The sequence below is a fragment of the Cyanobacterium sp. Dongsha4 genome, assembly GCF_036345015.1.
Lineage (GTDB): Bacteria > Cyanobacteriota > Cyanobacteriia > Cyanobacteriales > Cyanobacteriaceae > PCC-10605.
Window position 1 is genome coordinate 2105817 of the sequence record NZ_CP084098.1, and the last position, 15081, is coordinate 2120897.

Here is a 15081-nt window from a genome sequence, read left to right on the forward strand (position 1 = left end):
TTGCTAAGGTTTATTTCTTCTAATCTGAGTCTAATTCTTTGCCCATACGATACTTTATATCATAGTTAATGATAAAGTCTAATTACTCGTCACTAAAGTTATAATGTTCGGCTAATATTTTACCTATTTCATCTATTATTAAAAACCTAACCATAGTTTTAATGATTCTTCTAATTTGTTACTATCTTCTATAGTTAAAGTTCCAATTTTTTTGATAATTAATGTATTTTCAATGGTAAAAATTCCTCTTTTAACAATGCTTTTTACATTTAATCCTGCTTTTTGCCAATCTTGTAAAATAAATTCTCCTGTAAGTAAATTTTCTGTACGACTACTTAAAGGCACTATAAAATAATCTTTTGATGTTGATGGTGCATTTATAATAATAGCAGGTCGAACTTTAGTTGAGGATAAATCAGAAAAAGGATAATTAACTAAAATAACATCATTTTTAGAGTAACTCATTATAAATATCCTCCTCTGGATGTTGCCAAATTTTATCTAAAGAAGATTGACTGGCTGACTGCCAAAATAGTTTTTCTTCTTCTTGATTCATGTCATTTTCAATTCCTTCATCTTTAGCAATTTCTGTTACTAAATATTGTAATAATCTGATTTTTTCACTTTTATTAAGAATTTTTATTTGTGGAATCATTTGCTCTATCATAGTTAATTTCCTCCTTTTTATTCTAGTCTGAGTCTAATTCTTTGCCCATGCGATACTTTATATCATAGTTAATTATAAAGTCTAATTCCTCCTCGCTAAAGCCATAATGTTCGGCTAATACTTTATCTATTTCGTCTATTATTGGTTTTGATTTTTTAGGATAATATTCATCATAAATTACCTTACCTGTGGTTTTATAGTTACATTCTTTTCTCACAGAATTGACTCGTAAATCTTCCATTAATTCTTCAGCTAATGTACCTAGTTTCTGTTTAATTGATTCACTCATTTTATCTAATCCTACAGGAAAATTATTAATTTCTCTTGCAGTTAAATCTCGACAATTAGAAAGAATAATAAACCACCAATAAAATAAAGAGCTATTTAACATAGCAACTATTGTTAAAGAGTCTATTTCTGTTTTAAAAATAATTGATTTTAGGTGTGATGATATTTGTTCGCCGTCTTTTTCATTCCAGAAATAAGGAGTAAAATTCATGGCACGAATCCAATAACGAGGGGCATTATGAAAATAGATTATTTGTTTTTTATCTAAGAATTTATTTAAAGTTTTATACTTGTTTAATTTATTCCAAATATAATTTTCTAATAAGTTATGTAATTTAGGTAAAGAGTTAGTAAAATTGATTGTTGATATATCAGTATATTCTAAGCAATTAAATAAACTTTCTCTTAATTCTTGATACCAATGATAATATTTAGATGAATAAATATTTTTATTACTGTTATTTGTAGGTTTATTTTTTAGTATATAAATTGCTAATCTTTGATCAACTCCATCAAATAATTTAGAAGGGCGAATACAATAAGTTGATAACCAAATATCAGATTTTTTTGTTAATTCTGCTTGTAAAGTTTCCATTCTATCAGTACAAATTGCGGAATGAGGAATAATCATTCCTGTTAAAGCTAAAGGTTGCAAAAATTTATTACTTCTCTCAATTATAAAAGCATATAAATTGCCACATTTTTCTGTTTCATAACCCTTAATTTGATAATCCTTTTTCACTTTACTATATTCCACATAAGGGGGATTGCCGATAATCACATCAAAACCGCCGTTATTAATAATCGAATAAAACTCTGTAAACCAGTGGAAAGGTTGATGAGATATTAACCATTTTTCATAGTCTTTTTTCTTTTTAATATCAACGCCATATTCTCTTGCTAAATAACGATTTAATTCTTCATTTAAACTTGCTAAACTTGCTTGTAATTTCTGTTTAGTTTCGCTAAAATTAGCCCCATCGCTTTGGGTTTGAATACTTCTAAAGGTTTGATAAACTTCGCTCACGGCTTTAGCTTTATCGTTTATCACTCCCATATCATCATATAAATCTAATTTACCTTGTCGATCGCCTTTAACAGCTTTTTCCACTTCATTATAGTTAGCAAAACCCACTAAACTATTACCACTACGGATATTAAAATCAATGTCAGGTAAAGGCTCAATACCATAATTTTTAGCAGAAGGATTAGGAGTAATTTGAGAAGCTAATTTAAGGAATAATCGCAGTTTACAAACTTCCGTTGCTTCCTCCATAATGTCCACACCATAAAGGTTATTAAGCATGATATTTTTGAGGATAAAATACTTCTTATTAATGTGATTTCTAACATTGCTTAAAATTCCTTGAAATTCTTTTATATATTTCTGAACTTCTCTTTTAGATCCCCCTATTTCCCCCTTAGAAAGGGGGACTTTTCCCGTATTTACTCCCCCCTTCATTAAGGGGGGTTGGGGGGGATCTTTTTCTTCAACAAATTCCTGCATTCTTTCTAAACAAACGGAATAAAGAGGCTCAAGAATATTTAAAGCGGAGAATAAAAAAGCACCACTGCCACAGGTAGGATCTAAAATGGACATAGTGGCTAATTTTTCATAGAAAATCTTGAGAGTTAAGGGTGAATTAATATTAGAAATAACATCTTGGGCGAATTGACGAATGTTGAGATTATAGGTAATTAAATCATTAATAGAAGTAATTTCTCCGTTTTTTAACTTTTCTTTTATCTCAAAATAACGATTTCTTCTGGCGATAACTTCTCGCCAAATTTCTGTAGGTAAAGCATAATTTTCATCGGCGGTTTGATTCCAATTTTCTCTCTGAGAAACATCATTTATGCCTTTGGCTATCTCATCAGGTAAGGATAAATTTACACCTTTTTTTACAGCATCATAAATATAGCGATCGGGGTTTTCTTGGAGTAGTTGAAATAAGGATGATCCCCCCAAACCCCCCTTAGTAAGGGGGGCTTTTTCTATATTTTCCTGCTTATTAAGGAGGGCTTTTTCTATGTTTTCCTGCTTATTAAGGGGGGCTTTTTTTGTATTTTCTCCCCCCTTTTTCAAGGGGGGCAGGGGGGGATCACATTTTCTTAATACCGCATCAAATAAGTAGGGAATAATGCAATTTTTACTAATATATTCGGTAATATCTTCTTTAGTATAATATGCCCCCATTTGTTTCTGGTTGATATATTTCTCGAAGATGTAACCTAAAACATCGGGGTTAATTTCATTATCAGATTTTAAGGGGCGATCGTCTAAATGCCAATTATATTGATCAAAAAAGGTAAATATTTTCTCGAAGGCTTCATCTTTAATTTGAATATTAGGATATTTATTTTCGAGGGGATGAATTTCAAATAAGCCACCGTTTAAATAGGGTACTTTTCCTAATAAATTATCTAACTCGGAAGTGCGATTTTGACTCCCTAATCCATCGTGAAATAATCTTAATAAAAAGTAACGATAGAAGGTGTAGAAATTAATGTCTGATCCCCCTGTTTCCCCCTTAGCAAGGGGGACTTTTTCTGTATTTATTTCCTTTTTATTAAGGGGAGCTTTTTCTATATTTATTCCTCCCTTATTAAGGGGGGTTAGGGGGGATCTAATCTCAATTAGTTTATTTCTGAGATAATTTAGATCACTATTTAAAAAGCCTTTTTTCTGAATAAAATAGACAAACATTAAGCGATTAAGCATTAAAGATGCGTACCATTCTTTATCAAAGTCAACTGTTATTCCTTCAATAAAACCTAAGAATTGACTATGTTCTTTCTTAAATTTATCATAAAATTTCTTAGTAACTTTATCAACATCAAAGGCTTTCTTAGCACGCGATCGAACTTCTGTTAAATTAAGTTTTTCTTCTTCGTCTAAGTCAATATAAATAGTATCTAATATTTGTAATAAAGCCTCTTTTTTGTGGTGAGAATATTCAACGGTACGATTAGCTAAGGGTTGATTTGCTTGTCTTTTTACCCATTGCCATTTTTGAGTATTATCAAGTTGTGAAGCATAAATAATGAAGTGTTCGTAGGAATATTTACTAATTTCTTTATCAATTTTTTTGAGGGTAGCGGGAAGAGGAATTGATTGATTTTCTAATAAACATAAAAAGACGTTAAAACCTCGTTTATCAGCAATGGGAGTTAAGGTGAATATTTGTTCATCAATAGTTATATATTTTTCGCTATCATCTTCGGGATAATCCCACCCTAATTCTTCAATGAATAATGATTCAAAATTAAAGTTATCAAGATATTTGGTAATGTTTTGACGGTTAATTTTCATTAGTTTTCCTCCTTAAAATTGCATCCTGTTTTTCTTGGTTTTCTACGAATTCTTGATAACTAACATTTTCTGTGTATTTAAAAATTAACTCAATAGCTTGATAAATATCTAATAAAGTTGTTAAATCATTCACAATAAATTACCTCTGCTGAATTTAATATTTCTTGTTTTTTTAACCAGTTACTACTATTTTCAATCGCTTTTTTACTAACTAAGTCCACAGGGCGATGCCAAAGGCACGCTGCGCGCCCGCACATTTTTTCTAACTTTTCTTTGAGTATAATTTTTTCTAATAAACTTCTTGTAGCAAGGGGAGAATAAGTGACAAGAAAATCTATATCACTTTGAGGGTTAAAATCATCTCTTAAAATAGAGCCAAAAACTGCTAATTCGGAGATCAAATTTTCTTGACAAAATCTAATTAAATCTTGAGGTTTTATCTTTAATCTTTGATAAATTAAAGAATAGTTTTTTGCTAATTTTAACATAAAAAAGTCTTTAAATCAATATCAATGACAGTAATAATAGAAATAGCTATTTTTTGCATTTCTTCCTCAGAAATAAGACCAATTTTTTTTTGAAAGCGTTTAATATCAACTCCTCTTAATTGAAGAGTATCTATAGCGGAAATTTTGCTTAAATTATTACTAGAATTAGGTACAATTTGAACGTGCCAAGGATTTTGACTATAATAATTTTTCCAATCAGTAATAGGGGCAATTAGTTTTAATGGTAACTTACCAATAGCATCGGAATTAACAACCACAACAGGACGAATTTTTTTTATTTCAACCCCTAAAGTTGGCTCTAAATTAACTAACCATATCTCTCTTTTTTTCGGCAAAATTTTGTTAGTAGTCAATGAAGTCTCCTCCACTTAAATCTTGCCATTCTTGATTTTCTTGATAATGGAATAACATTTTTTCTGCACTTTCTCTTAAAATTTTTGCCCTTTCTTCTGGTGGTAGCTTTAAAATAGCTAATCTTTCTGCCAATGTTAAATCTTTATTGTCTAAATTAGCTGATTGATTTGGAGGGGAGGATAACCGTTGATATTCTTCTACTGATAACATAACAGCAACCTTTCGCCCCTGTTTTTCAATTAAGACAGGCTCTTGTCTCGCCCAATCTAATAACATTCCAAAACTATTTTTTGCTTCTGTAGCCGTTAAACTTTTCATAGGTTAGTCTTACTTTTTAACTATTTTAGCTAATTATAGAGGATTTTTGCCGTTTTTAGTAATGGCTAAAGTCATTTTTTGAAAAAATAGAAGAGATATTGGAAAATTATGGGTTAGTGAAAATGATGGATGAAGTCAATTTTCTACCATTTAGCATAGTTATAATTCTCTAAAATATTGTTATCTTTTGTGATGAGTATATCGTGGTGAATTAAAGCATGAGCAACAATTAATCGATCAAAAGGATCTCTTGTCCAATTAATAGTTAAAGCCTGAGTTACAATAGAATTAAAATTGCGTTGGCAAATGTTCAAACCGATGCGAGTTGATAAATCATTTAAAATGTCATCAGCCGAAAATGTTATTCTCTCAATTTCATAAAGATATTGCAATTCTAGCCTGACAATGGGGGAAATATAAATTTCTTCTTGATTAATTAAAGACTTTGCCGTATCACTTAGTTTTTCTATTAATCCTCCATAAAGCCATACAACCACATGAGTATCAAGGTAAATCAAGATTTATTTCTCCTTCCCAAGTTAAATTGACAATATCATCAGGATTACCACAAATTACATCAGGACGTGATATAAGGTTATCTAGTTTATGTACTTTTTCTACGGGGGTGATTTGTAGAATTTTGCCACCTCGATTAATCTGTATCGGTACACCAGTATTTAGCACTTCATCTAGTAGATTATAAAGATTTTTTCTGAGTTGGGTGGGGGTAATACTTTTCATAAGCAATTTAACGTACATTATTTATATTATAGAGTCGGCATTATCAAAATAATCCTAAAGAACAAATAATTTGATTGTCTTTAACTTGTTTATCCTCATGGGTAACACATAAAGCAGAATCTTCCCAGAGAGACACCACCATCTCCGCTAATGGTTCATCTTTTATACCACTCCTTAATTGACGATTTAAACGAGAGATCGCACTTTCTCTGAGAGGATAGTTATAGATGTCTTCCACTGCTTTGATAAGACTATCCCATTGTTGTCCTTGAGCCAAAAGAGGAGTATGATTTTTGATGTAGTCAATATACCCATTGAGACGAGTATAGGTTTTAGCTCTTGCACCGTTAGGGCTTCCTAGTTTACCCCCTCCTGCCATTTTCTTCTGCTGTTGGGCGATAATTTTTGCACCTTTATCTACTAAATCAAAATGATTCGGATGACGGGCGATCGCTTCTGTTTCTAATTCACAACGGGCTAATCGTAAAATACGACTTTGAGATTGGGTAACGCTATTACCATTTTCATCAACATAAGCTAAAGCATCCACACCATCGCTAGTACGCATATACATTAAAACACCGTTAGGATTTTCCGCCCCTAAATTCAGATCCCCCCTTGATCCCCCCTTCGTAAGACTTGATCCCCCTATTTCCCCCTTAGCAAGGGGGACTTTATCATCTTTCTCCCCCCTTATTAAGGGGGGTTGGGAAGGATCTAACCTTTTAGTAGAATAAATAACATTAGGTAACTGCTCGATTTTTTGGGCAACATCGGGATATTTTTCTTTTGCAGACTCCCAAATACTCAAGGCTTCGGAAACTAAATCCACCTCGTTATCTTCTACATCATCGAGAATACCTGCCTTTTCATGGTATAAATCTAAAATGATATTATCATTTCCTCCCTCAAAAAATACCTCATCTGTGCCTACAACTTCCGCATTTTCCTGTAAGCGATTGATTAATCTTCCCCGTAAATTAATTAATTCTTCCACTCCATCAGCAGGTAAAAAAGAATAACAGAGTATTTCTTCAGCATTTTGTCCGATGCGATCGACTCTTCCAGCCCTTTGGATTAAACGAATAATCGCCCAAGGTAAATCATAATTAACCTCAGTTTTGGATAAGAAAACAGGCAGATAGTAAGCTGAATATAACAAACCATCAACTAACTACTGCCCTATGTTTAATTTAGATTATTTATTTTGTCATGTCGATGATTTCTGCCAACAATTTGAGCCTCAATGGCAACAAAAACTTATCTCTCATGGTGCTGTCCAACGTGTTCGTACTAAAAGTCTCTGTTTAAGTGAAATTATGACTATTCTCATTGCTTTTCACCAAAATCATTACCGTAATTTCAAACATTTTTATCTTAATCACGTTCAACAATATTGGACTTCTGCTTTTCCCAAACTTCCCAGTTATCAACGTTTTGTCCAATGGATTCCATCAACGATTATTCCCTTGTGTGTTTACCTCAAGCACTGTTTTGGTAACTGTACCGGAATTAGTTTTATTGATTCTACTAAGATCCAAGTTTGTCATAATCGCCGTATTCGCCAACATAAAGTATTTAAAAATTTAGCTCAAAGAGGCAAAACCTCTGTGGATTGGTTTTTTGGTTTTAAACTCCATCTGGTAGTCAATGAACTGGGGGAAATTGTGAATATGAGTTTAACCCCAGGTAATGTCGATGACCGTAAACCTGTAGTCGATCTTTTAAAAGAGCTTTGGGGAAAAGTTTTTGGTGATAGAGGTTATGTCTCACAAAAATTAGCCACAAAGCTACTGAAAGATTTTGGTATTGAGTTTTTTGCTAAACCCAGACGCAATATGAAGAACAAATTAATGAGACTTCATGACAAACTTTTATCTCGGAAACGAGCGATTGTCGAAACAATCAATGATCAGCTCAAAAACATATCACAAATAGAACATTCTCGTCATCGTTCACCAATAAATTTCTGTGTCAATATATTATGTGGGTTAATCGCATATTGTCATCAACCAAAAAAGCCCCACCTTTCCTTAGAATGGATTTTACCTCAATCTGCTTAACCAAAACTCAGGTTAATTAACGATAATACGACAATCTTGGAGATTTTGCCCTTCTGATAGTACATCAGTTGCAATTAAAACCCTTAATTCTTTTTCAGGAGAGAAATTTTTATTATTACTTTTAGGGCTAAAACGTTGAGCTAAAATAGTGGGATTTTCTGATTTACCAGTAGCACAAGCAAAGTTTGTTAAGCCTAATTCCGTTAACTTTTCTTCCAAATAATCAACAGTATCAGCAAATTGAGAAAAGATTAATATTTTTTCTTGAGGATGGGTTTTAGTAATTAATTGATGTAAAGCTAATAGTTTTTGATCATTTTTAGTTGTCCATTCTGGCGAATTGTTTAATATCTTTAAAAGATTATGAGCATCATCTCGTAAATGGGTAATTAAATCTTTATTAAACAAATTTGGTCGAATCCACTTAAATCTTTTTTGATACTTACGTTTATAAATTTCATAAACTTTTTGAGCTTTTTCCTGATACGAGCCCCCTAAATCCCCCTTACTAAGGGGGACTTTTTTTGTATTTACTCCCCCCTTATCAAAGGGGGGCTGGGGGGGATCTTCATCATCCCAATCATGACTTAAACTAGAATCAGTATCTTCATCATTTAAAGCTGTAGAAAATAAGTCCACATCTTGCGTACCAATAGGAATGTCTAAACCTGATTCTATGGCATAAAGATAAATATAATTCCTTAAAATATGTCTCTCAATAGACTCAATAAAAGCATAACCGCTACTTTCTAATCTTTTAAATAAGTTAGTGCGACAAAAACCGATTAAATTTTTTCCAGCACGGGATAAACTATCTAATAAATCTTTTTCTTTTTCTGTTAATAATTTCTCAGAAATGGTAGTTAATTGATAACTGCCTAAAGCATAACGAGGTAGATTCAAATTACTAATAATATCGACTACTTCAGCAGAATAAAGTTGAGTATAAGGATCATTTTCTCCTAATTTAAAAGTAGCAGTTTTGGGGATGCGATCGGGAAAATAAGAACGACTACCATCGGCAAATTCTAAATATTTTCGATCCCCCCTACCCCCCTTACTAAGGGGGGAGACGCAGTCGGGGGGATCAGACTTCGCGTAATTATCCCTAATAAAACTGCGAGTACGACGCACCATATATTTACTCATTAATTGTTGCCAATCCTCCGAATATTCGCTGTATTCAAAGGCTTTTAAGCTACGAAGGCTAATATCTGGATGTTGAACCGCAAAATTAGTGTTTCTTAATAATTCTTCTGGTCTTATACCTAAATCTTCATCTTCTCCCACAAATAACCTTAATTGTGCCGATAAATCAAGGTAAGTTTTATTGTAGGGAGTAGCGGTTAATAAAATACAACGACTGCCACTTTGTTCAATGTAATCTTTAATAGCCGCATATCTTTTCCCTTCTCGATTACGCAAATTATGACTTTCATCAATTAATACTAATCTAAATCTTGCAGGTACATTTTCTAATTCTTTCTCTACCATACTGATAGACAAAATTTTTGCTCTTAAACCATAAGTATCTCGGTAATTTTCCCACATGGTGACAAGGTTTTTCGGACAGATAATCAAGGTACTAAAGCCAAAATCTTCTTCTAATACCCGTGCGATGGCAGTGCCTACCATAGTTTTACCTAAGCCTACCACATCCCCAATAATGACTCCCCCTCGGCGATTAACATGATGACAGGCGATTTTTACAGAGGCTTCCTGAAAATCAAATAGTTTAAATTCCGAGGGAATAGCGTATTGACTTAAACCATCCCTTGCTTCGGTGGAAAGATGATAAGCCATTTTCAGATAAATATAATAGGGAGGAATTAACTTTTCCGTTGCCCAACTTTCATCAATAATATCTGCTAACTCTTGACTAATATCAATACAAAAGCGATCCTTCCAACGATCATTAAACCATTCCTGTAACTTATTAGTGGCATCATGATCTAAGACATCAATATTTAATTCTCCCTGATTTTTTAGCCCCGAAAATAGTGAGATTACTACTGCCTAAATAACCGATTATGGGTTGATCTCTGTCATTTTTATAAATCAGATAAAGTTTTGCGTGGAGAGGATAACGTAAATGTAGTTTAATTTTGACCTTACTGTTAAGAAGTTGTTGTCGTAATTGTTGTAAACCTTTTTCATCGACACTGGTAGGAATCCCCGTCATTAACTGTTGACGAAATTCACGGGCTACGATCGCTTTTAAATTAGGTATTTGTCCTTGAGATATACTATCATTACTGTTGAGAATTTTTAATTCTTCATAAAGTTGAGTTGAGGGTAATTTTTGCATCCCAATCAATACCCGACACTGTTGATTATCTTCTCCAGAAAAACTTTCTATTTCATTAGCAATTAATCGCCATCCCCTCAAATTAAAATAACCGACACAAAAATCTGCACCATAAGCTGAATCAATGCTATATTTTAGACCTTCTAATAAGACTCGATCGATATTATCAAATATTCTGGGCATAAAATTTACTTCAAATTTCTGATGTTGGCGTTACTGAATTAGGGTATGACTGGCAGATAAGGCGATCGCATCTGGGATGGTAATATCTTGAAATTTTAGGTAGTGAATTAATAACGAAGCCGAACACGAAGTGCCTCTGCGCGATCGCATCTTTCCTTTCTCACACCTTAACTCAACAACGCCGAACTTTGATTAGGGGTTAAGTAAAACTTGCCCCTCGATTAATTTTTCTGCCGCACCTAACAACTCTTCTTCAAGATAAGGTTTAGTAAAATAGGCTTTTGCCCCTAAATCAGCCGCAATTTTACGATGTTTTTCCGCTCCCCTAGATGTTACCATTGCCACAGGTAACTTGGAAAGATTCTCATCCTGTTGCATTTTCGCCAATAATTCTAAACCATTCATTCTCGGCATTTCAATATCACACAGTAACAAGTCACAGGGCAAACCATTAGATATTTGTTCCCATGCGTCTTGCCCATCTCTAGCTTGTTCTACCTGATAACCTGCTTTTTTAAAGGTCATAGATAACATTTCTCGCACCACTACGGAATCATCAATAATTAACACCATACGGGCAGATTTACCTTTTGCTTTTCCTTTAGGAACAAACCCAGAAGATTTAACTTGAGAATCAGTAGCTTTATTAACTTTAACTTTAGGCACTCTGCGACTTCCTGCTAATAAAACTTCTCCTTTAATCATTCTTTCCGCAGAATCTAATAAATCTTTTTCCACATAAGGTTTAATTAAATAAGCGGAAGCCCCTAAATCCGCCGCAATACGTTGATGTTTTTCTGCACCCCTAGAAGACAAAATGGCAACGGGGATGTTTTCTAAAGATTCATCTTCTTGCATATGTTGCAGAAGTTCTAAACCGTTCATTCTCGGCATTTCAATATCACAGAAAACAAGGTCACAGGGAAGACCCGATCGCAATTTTTGCCATGCTTCTTGTCCGTCTCTAGCTTGTTCTACCCGATACCCCGATTTACTGAAACTGATAGATAACATTTCTCTAACCGTAATCGAGTCATCTACAATTAATACTAATGGTTGAGTATTAACAGGAACATCATACATGGTTTCATGGCTACTAACCACATCGGGGAGATTTTGGGGCAAGTCAAGGCTTAAATTACCATTAGCAATCTCAATTAACTCGATCACATCACCAATGGGCATAACAATACCATCACTGCGCACCGTTGCCCCAGCAATTCCTTTGGGTTTTGGTAAAGGTCCTGATATTTGTTTAATCACTATTTCTTCCTGTCCTAAAACCTGATCCACTTGAATCGCTAAAAGATTGTTACCCCCCCTGAGAATAATAATGGGTATAGTTTCATCTTCATTGTTACTTGTATAAATAATACTTCTAGTAATCTGGCGATTATATCTTAAAAGAGTGCTTAAAGGACGGAAAGGTAATAAATTATTTTTCCAGAGAATACATTTTTGACCTTGAGCATTAATTTTTATTTCACTGGATGTAAAGTCTTTCGTATCTTCGATCGCATCCATAGGGAAAGCAATACGAGTATTATCATTAAGACAACAAAGAGCTTTACCAACAGTAACCGTTAAAGGTAAACGAATAGTAAAGGTTGTACCCTGACCCACAACAGAATCAATACTGACAATTCCTCTAATTTCATTTAACTTACTGCGTACAATATCTAAACCAACTCCTCTTCCTGCGTGGCTATCGGCTTTTTCCTTGGTGGTAAATCCAGCGTGGAAAAGAAAATCATATACCTCTTGAGGTTTTAAATTTTGTGCTTGTGCAGGAGTGATTAATTTATTTTGAATCGCTTTTTTCTTAATTTTTTGAGGATCGATTCCTCCACCATCATCAGAGACAGAAATAACCGTTTGTTGACCTTGTAAGAATGCCCTAACGGTGATTGTACCCACGGGTGGTTTACCCATTTCTTCCCTTTCTTCAGGTAATTCTATACCATGAGTAACAGAGTTTTTCGTAATTTGTAAAAGAGGATCCCAAATGTGTTCAAGGATCATTTTATCGATTAAAACATCTCTTCCTTCTAACTTCAGTTGTACCTGTTTGTTATAACCTTCTGCTATTTTACGAATTGGTAAAGGAAGGCGATCAGCATTTTGGGCAAAAGGAACCATGCGAGATTTATTAATTCCTTCTTGCAGTTGAGTTGTAACTTCCCTCAAGTTTCTACCTAACTGATCCGTTTCATCCACTAGGAATTGAATATCAGAGGCGGATTCCCTTACCTTAACAATTAGCTCAATAATCTCTTGAGATAGTAAATGAAAACCAGTGAAGCGATCGAGTTCTAGTTCATCTAATTCAGGAGTTTCTAATTTAGAAGTGTTCGTCTTACCGCCACCACTGATATAAGTTGATCTCCCTTCAGTTCTTGCTAACTGTGCTTTTACAGTTTCCTGATTCTTACGACGACTGTTCATCAAAGCTCCTTCTAACAAACTACGCTCGTACAAATCCTGCATTCTCGCACTAACATCACTTAAATTTTGTACCTGATACAATAAATTATCGAGAAACTGTCTTAATTTTTCTTGGTCTTCCTCCAAACGATTTCGCCTTACAACCATCTCCCCAATCAAGTTATTGAGGTTGTCTAACTGTTTTACTGGTACTCGCATACTTTGTTCAAAAACCTTCGTCTGAGAACTAGCTTTAGTTTGAGCTTGACGGGGAGTACGATTTTTAGGAGATTTTCCTCTTTCTTTCTCTGCTTGTGCCAATAACTGGTCTAAATCACTAAAAGGGGATTGTTGGACTTGTTTGGCCTGTACTCCTCCTGCATTAACACTATTATCGACAGTTCCAAACTCCGCTTCGGGTAAATCTTCAATAATATTACTTAATTGTTGCCAGTTAACTTCTTCTAAGTGGTGAGGCACAGAATTAACTAAACGTTCTAATTCACTTTGTTGATCATAATAGTTGATTTTATTGTTATCTAAAATTAATTCTAAATCCTGCCAAGGGTCACTTTCTAACCAAGATAAATTGGGTGATAAAACATTATTTAATTCAGAAAACTCATCATAAAAAATGATCCTAATTTCCGAAGATTTAACGGGCTGTAGAATTTGAAATGTGTTTTCACTGCCCATACTAGGAAAATCATCTTCTATTTCTAAATCATCTAAGCTGTTAATGATATTTTCTAATTCTTCTTCTGGGTCATCTATGATAACTGTGCTTCTTTCTGTTTCTGTAAACAATTCATCTAAATCATCTATGTCAAGATTATCCTGACTAATGGTTACTTTATAATCTTCTTGCTCTACTTCGGAAGAGCTATCTTCTCCCACCAAGTCTGATAAATCATCTACAAACGAATCATATTCGGAATCGTCACTATCCTCGATGGGAAAAATCGGATCTTCCTCATCATCTAGTCCTAAAGACTCCCATTCTAAAGAATCTTGCTCTTCAAATTCTTCTTGTTGTGGCGAAGACCATTGGTCTATACTAACATTCTCGTCTTCGTCTTCAAATAAACTGGTAAAAGCATCTACTTCTTCGGAAGAATCATGATTAGTGGTAAAAGCTGTATCATGAAGAAAAACAGAGCTAATTTGAGGATTATCATCAGCAAAGGAATCGTCTTCAAACCAGTCTTCTAGTAAATTGTCGTCCTCCCCTAAATCTTCAATTCCTTCAAAAATATCTAAATCTTCTTCGTTATCATTATGTTCTGAATGATTATTATTTTCTTCTTCTGAGTTATGGGAAACATCAAATAATGTTTCATACCACAAATCTTTATCTAATGTACCTTTAGTGACTTCTTGAGATGATGTAGCCGCCGCTTGTGCCTCTATTTCTTCCATGGAGGGAATTTCATCCGCAAAAACCGTTTCCACATCCATCAATCTTGCTTTTGCTTGGGGTGCTAAGTCTTGTAATTCATCACTGACACAAATAGCATTGATTTCTTGTTGAAGGAGAAGCTCTCCTGCATTTTTTATTTCTTTAATAATTAATTTGGTGGTAGAACTATAATCATTGTCTGGTCGAGAGATGGCGATTTTCGCTGTTTCCATGATTTCTACCCAGCCGAACAAATTTTGTTTTTTTCCCTGAGTTGATAGGTAGTCGCAATGATTTTTCAAGATTTCTCGATTACGACTATTATCCCCTTGTTTTAGTATTTTTAACATTTCTCCTAAGCGTAGGAGAGTTTGCTTATATAATTTTTGGGCTTGGTGGGCTTGTTCACTATTAATCATAGACCTGCTCTAATTTTCAACTCTCAAACTCAAGATTTTATATTGGTATTAAGGGCGATCGACCCATGACAAAATATCTACCACTGAGACTGTAA

Annotated in this window: 14 protein-coding genes and 1 pseudogene; 2 read left to right on the forward strand and 13 right to left on the reverse strand. The window is 33.9% G+C overall.

All coding sequences use genetic code 11. From position 1 onward, the window contains the following. Positions 1-138: 138 nt before the first annotated feature. Genes Dongsha4_RS09140 through Dongsha4_RS09170 form a run of 7 tightly spaced genes read right to left on the reverse strand, consistent with a single transcriptional unit; the run spans position 139 to position 5449 of the window. Positions 139-465, reverse strand: a complete 327-nt coding sequence (locus tag Dongsha4_RS09140; RefSeq protein ID WP_330205345.1) for a type II toxin-antitoxin system PemK/MazF family toxin — start codon at positions 463-465, stop codon at positions 139-141. Next, the gene (locus Dongsha4_RS09145) at positions 452-667 is read right to left on the reverse strand and encodes a hypothetical protein (RefSeq protein WP_330205346.1); all 216 of its coding nucleotides are present in this window, start codon (positions 665-667) and stop codon (positions 452-454) included. The genes Dongsha4_RS09140 and Dongsha4_RS09145 overlap by 14 nt, the downstream gene beginning before the upstream one ends. A 22-nt stretch (positions 668-689) precedes the next feature. Then, entirely contained in the window at positions 690-4268 is a 3579-nt protein-coding gene (locus Dongsha4_RS09150) for an Eco57I restriction-modification methylase domain-containing protein (RefSeq protein ID WP_330205347.1), read from the reverse strand. After that, positions 4258-4401: a hypothetical protein gene (locus tag Dongsha4_RS09155; RefSeq protein ID WP_330205348.1), complete on the reverse strand. Its 144-nt coding sequence runs from the start codon at positions 4399-4401 to the stop codon at positions 4258-4260. Before Dongsha4_RS09155 ends, Dongsha4_RS09150 begins: the two co-directional genes overlap by 11 nt. Beyond that, positions 4394-4756, reverse strand: coding sequence for a nucleotidyltransferase family protein (locus tag Dongsha4_RS09160; protein ID WP_330205349.1), 363 nt, complete (start codon positions 4754-4756; stop codon positions 4394-4396). The genes Dongsha4_RS09155 and Dongsha4_RS09160 overlap by 8 nt, the downstream gene beginning before the upstream one ends. Further along, positions 4750-5130 carry a type II toxin-antitoxin system PemK/MazF family toxin gene (locus tag Dongsha4_RS09165; RefSeq protein WP_330205350.1) on the reverse strand — a complete coding sequence of 127 codons (381 nt, stop codon included), beginning with the start codon at positions 5128-5130 and terminating at the stop codon, positions 4750-4752. The genes Dongsha4_RS09160 and Dongsha4_RS09165 overlap by 7 nt, the downstream gene beginning before the upstream one ends. After that, on the reverse strand, positions 5120-5449 hold the full coding sequence (locus Dongsha4_RS09170; protein WP_330205351.1) for a type II toxin-antitoxin system Phd/YefM family antitoxin: 330 nt from the start codon (positions 5447-5449) through the stop codon (positions 5120-5122). Before Dongsha4_RS09170 ends, Dongsha4_RS09165 begins: the two co-directional genes overlap by 11 nt. Positions 5450-5529: 80 nt before the next feature. On the opposite strand from Dongsha4_RS09170, the pseudogene Dongsha4_RS18990 reads away from it, so the two are divergent. Next, a pseudogene (locus Dongsha4_RS18990) lies at positions 5530-5622 on the forward strand (hypothetical protein); the annotation flags it as partial. Here Dongsha4_RS18990 and Dongsha4_RS09175 read toward each other — a convergent pair. The 3 genes from Dongsha4_RS09175 to Dongsha4_RS09185 are packed head-to-tail and all read right to left on the reverse strand — an operon-like array spanning position 5593 to position 7352. Further along, the gene (locus Dongsha4_RS09175) at positions 5593-5967 is read right to left on the reverse strand and encodes a type II toxin-antitoxin system VapC family toxin (protein WP_330205352.1); all 375 of its coding nucleotides are present in this window, start codon (positions 5965-5967) and stop codon (positions 5593-5595) included. The pseudogene Dongsha4_RS18990 and the gene Dongsha4_RS09175 overlap by 30 nt on opposite strands. After that, complete coding sequence (locus Dongsha4_RS09180; protein WP_330205353.1) at positions 5954-6190, reverse strand: type II toxin-antitoxin system Phd/YefM family antitoxin; 237 nt, start codon at positions 6188-6190, stop codon at positions 5954-5956. Before Dongsha4_RS09180 ends, Dongsha4_RS09175 begins: the two co-directional genes overlap by 14 nt. Positions 6191-6233: 43 nt before the next feature. Beyond that, positions 6234-7352, reverse strand: coding sequence for a hypothetical protein (locus Dongsha4_RS09185; RefSeq protein ID WP_330205354.1), 1119 nt, complete (start codon positions 7350-7352; stop codon positions 6234-6236). Positions 7353-7374: 22 nt separating this feature from the next. Here Dongsha4_RS09185 and Dongsha4_RS09190 point away from each other — a divergent pair, with 22 nt between their 5' ends. Then, complete coding sequence (locus Dongsha4_RS09190) at positions 7375-8253, forward strand: IS982 family transposase (protein ID WP_217983190.1); 879 nt, start codon at positions 7375-7377, stop codon at positions 8251-8253. A gap of 12 nt (positions 8254-8265) precedes the next feature. Here Dongsha4_RS09190 and Dongsha4_RS09195 read toward each other — a convergent pair whose 3' ends face one another. The 3 genes from Dongsha4_RS09195 to Dongsha4_RS09205 form a co-directional block, all read right to left on the reverse strand. Next, a complete protein-coding gene (locus Dongsha4_RS09195; protein ID WP_330205355.1) occupies positions 8266-10056 on the reverse strand; it encodes a helicase-related protein in 1791 nt (596 codons plus the stop codon). A gap of 157 nt (positions 10057-10213) precedes the next feature. Then, positions 10214-10744 (reverse strand): hypothetical protein, encoded by a 531-nt coding sequence (locus Dongsha4_RS09200; protein ID WP_330205356.1) that lies wholly within the window; start codon positions 10742-10744, stop codon positions 10214-10216. A gap of 192 nt (positions 10745-10936) precedes the next feature. Beyond that, positions 10937-14986: a response regulator gene (locus Dongsha4_RS09205; RefSeq protein WP_330205357.1), complete on the reverse strand. Its 4050-nt coding sequence runs from the start codon at positions 14984-14986 to the stop codon at positions 10937-10939. Positions 14987-15081: the final 95 nt, after the last annotated feature.

Bases quoted from the DNA above. Each gene is read 5' to 3' on its own strand.
- Dongsha4_RS09150 (WP_330205347.1), bottom strand. From the start codon at position 4,268: ATGAAAATTAACCGTCAAAACATTACCAAATATCTTGATAACTTTAAT.
- Dongsha4_RS09195 (WP_330205355.1), bottom strand. From the start codon at position 10,056: ATGGCTTATCATCTTTCCACCGAAGCAAGGGATGGTTTAAGTCAATAC.
- Dongsha4_RS09190 (WP_217983190.1), top strand. From the start codon at position 7,375: ATGTTTAATTTAGATTATTTATTTTGTCATGTCGATGATTTCTGCCAA.
- Dongsha4_RS09205 (WP_330205357.1), bottom strand. From the start codon at position 14,986: ATGATTAATAGTGAACAAGCCCACCAAGCCCAAAAATTATATAAGCAA.
- Dongsha4_RS09200 (WP_330205356.1), bottom strand. From the start codon at position 10,744: ATGCCCAGAATATTTGATAATATCGATCGAGTCTTATTAGAAGGTCTA.
- Dongsha4_RS09160 (WP_330205349.1), bottom strand. From the start codon at position 4,756: ATGTTAAAATTAGCAAAAAACTATTCTTTAATTTATCAAAGATTAAAG.
- Dongsha4_RS09170 (WP_330205351.1), bottom strand. From the start codon at position 5,449: ATGAAAAGTTTAACGGCTACAGAAGCAAAAAATAGTTTTGGAATGTTA.
- Dongsha4_RS09140 (WP_330205345.1), bottom strand. From the start codon at position 465: ATGAGTTACTCTAAAAATGATGTTATTTTAGTTAATTATCCTTTTTCT.
- Dongsha4_RS09145 (WP_330205346.1), bottom strand. From the start codon at position 667: ATGATAGAGCAAATGATTCCACAAATAAAAATTCTTAATAAAAGTGAA.
- Dongsha4_RS09180 (WP_330205353.1), bottom strand. From the start codon at position 6,190: ATGAAAAGTATTACCCCCACCCAACTCAGAAAAAATCTTTATAATCTA.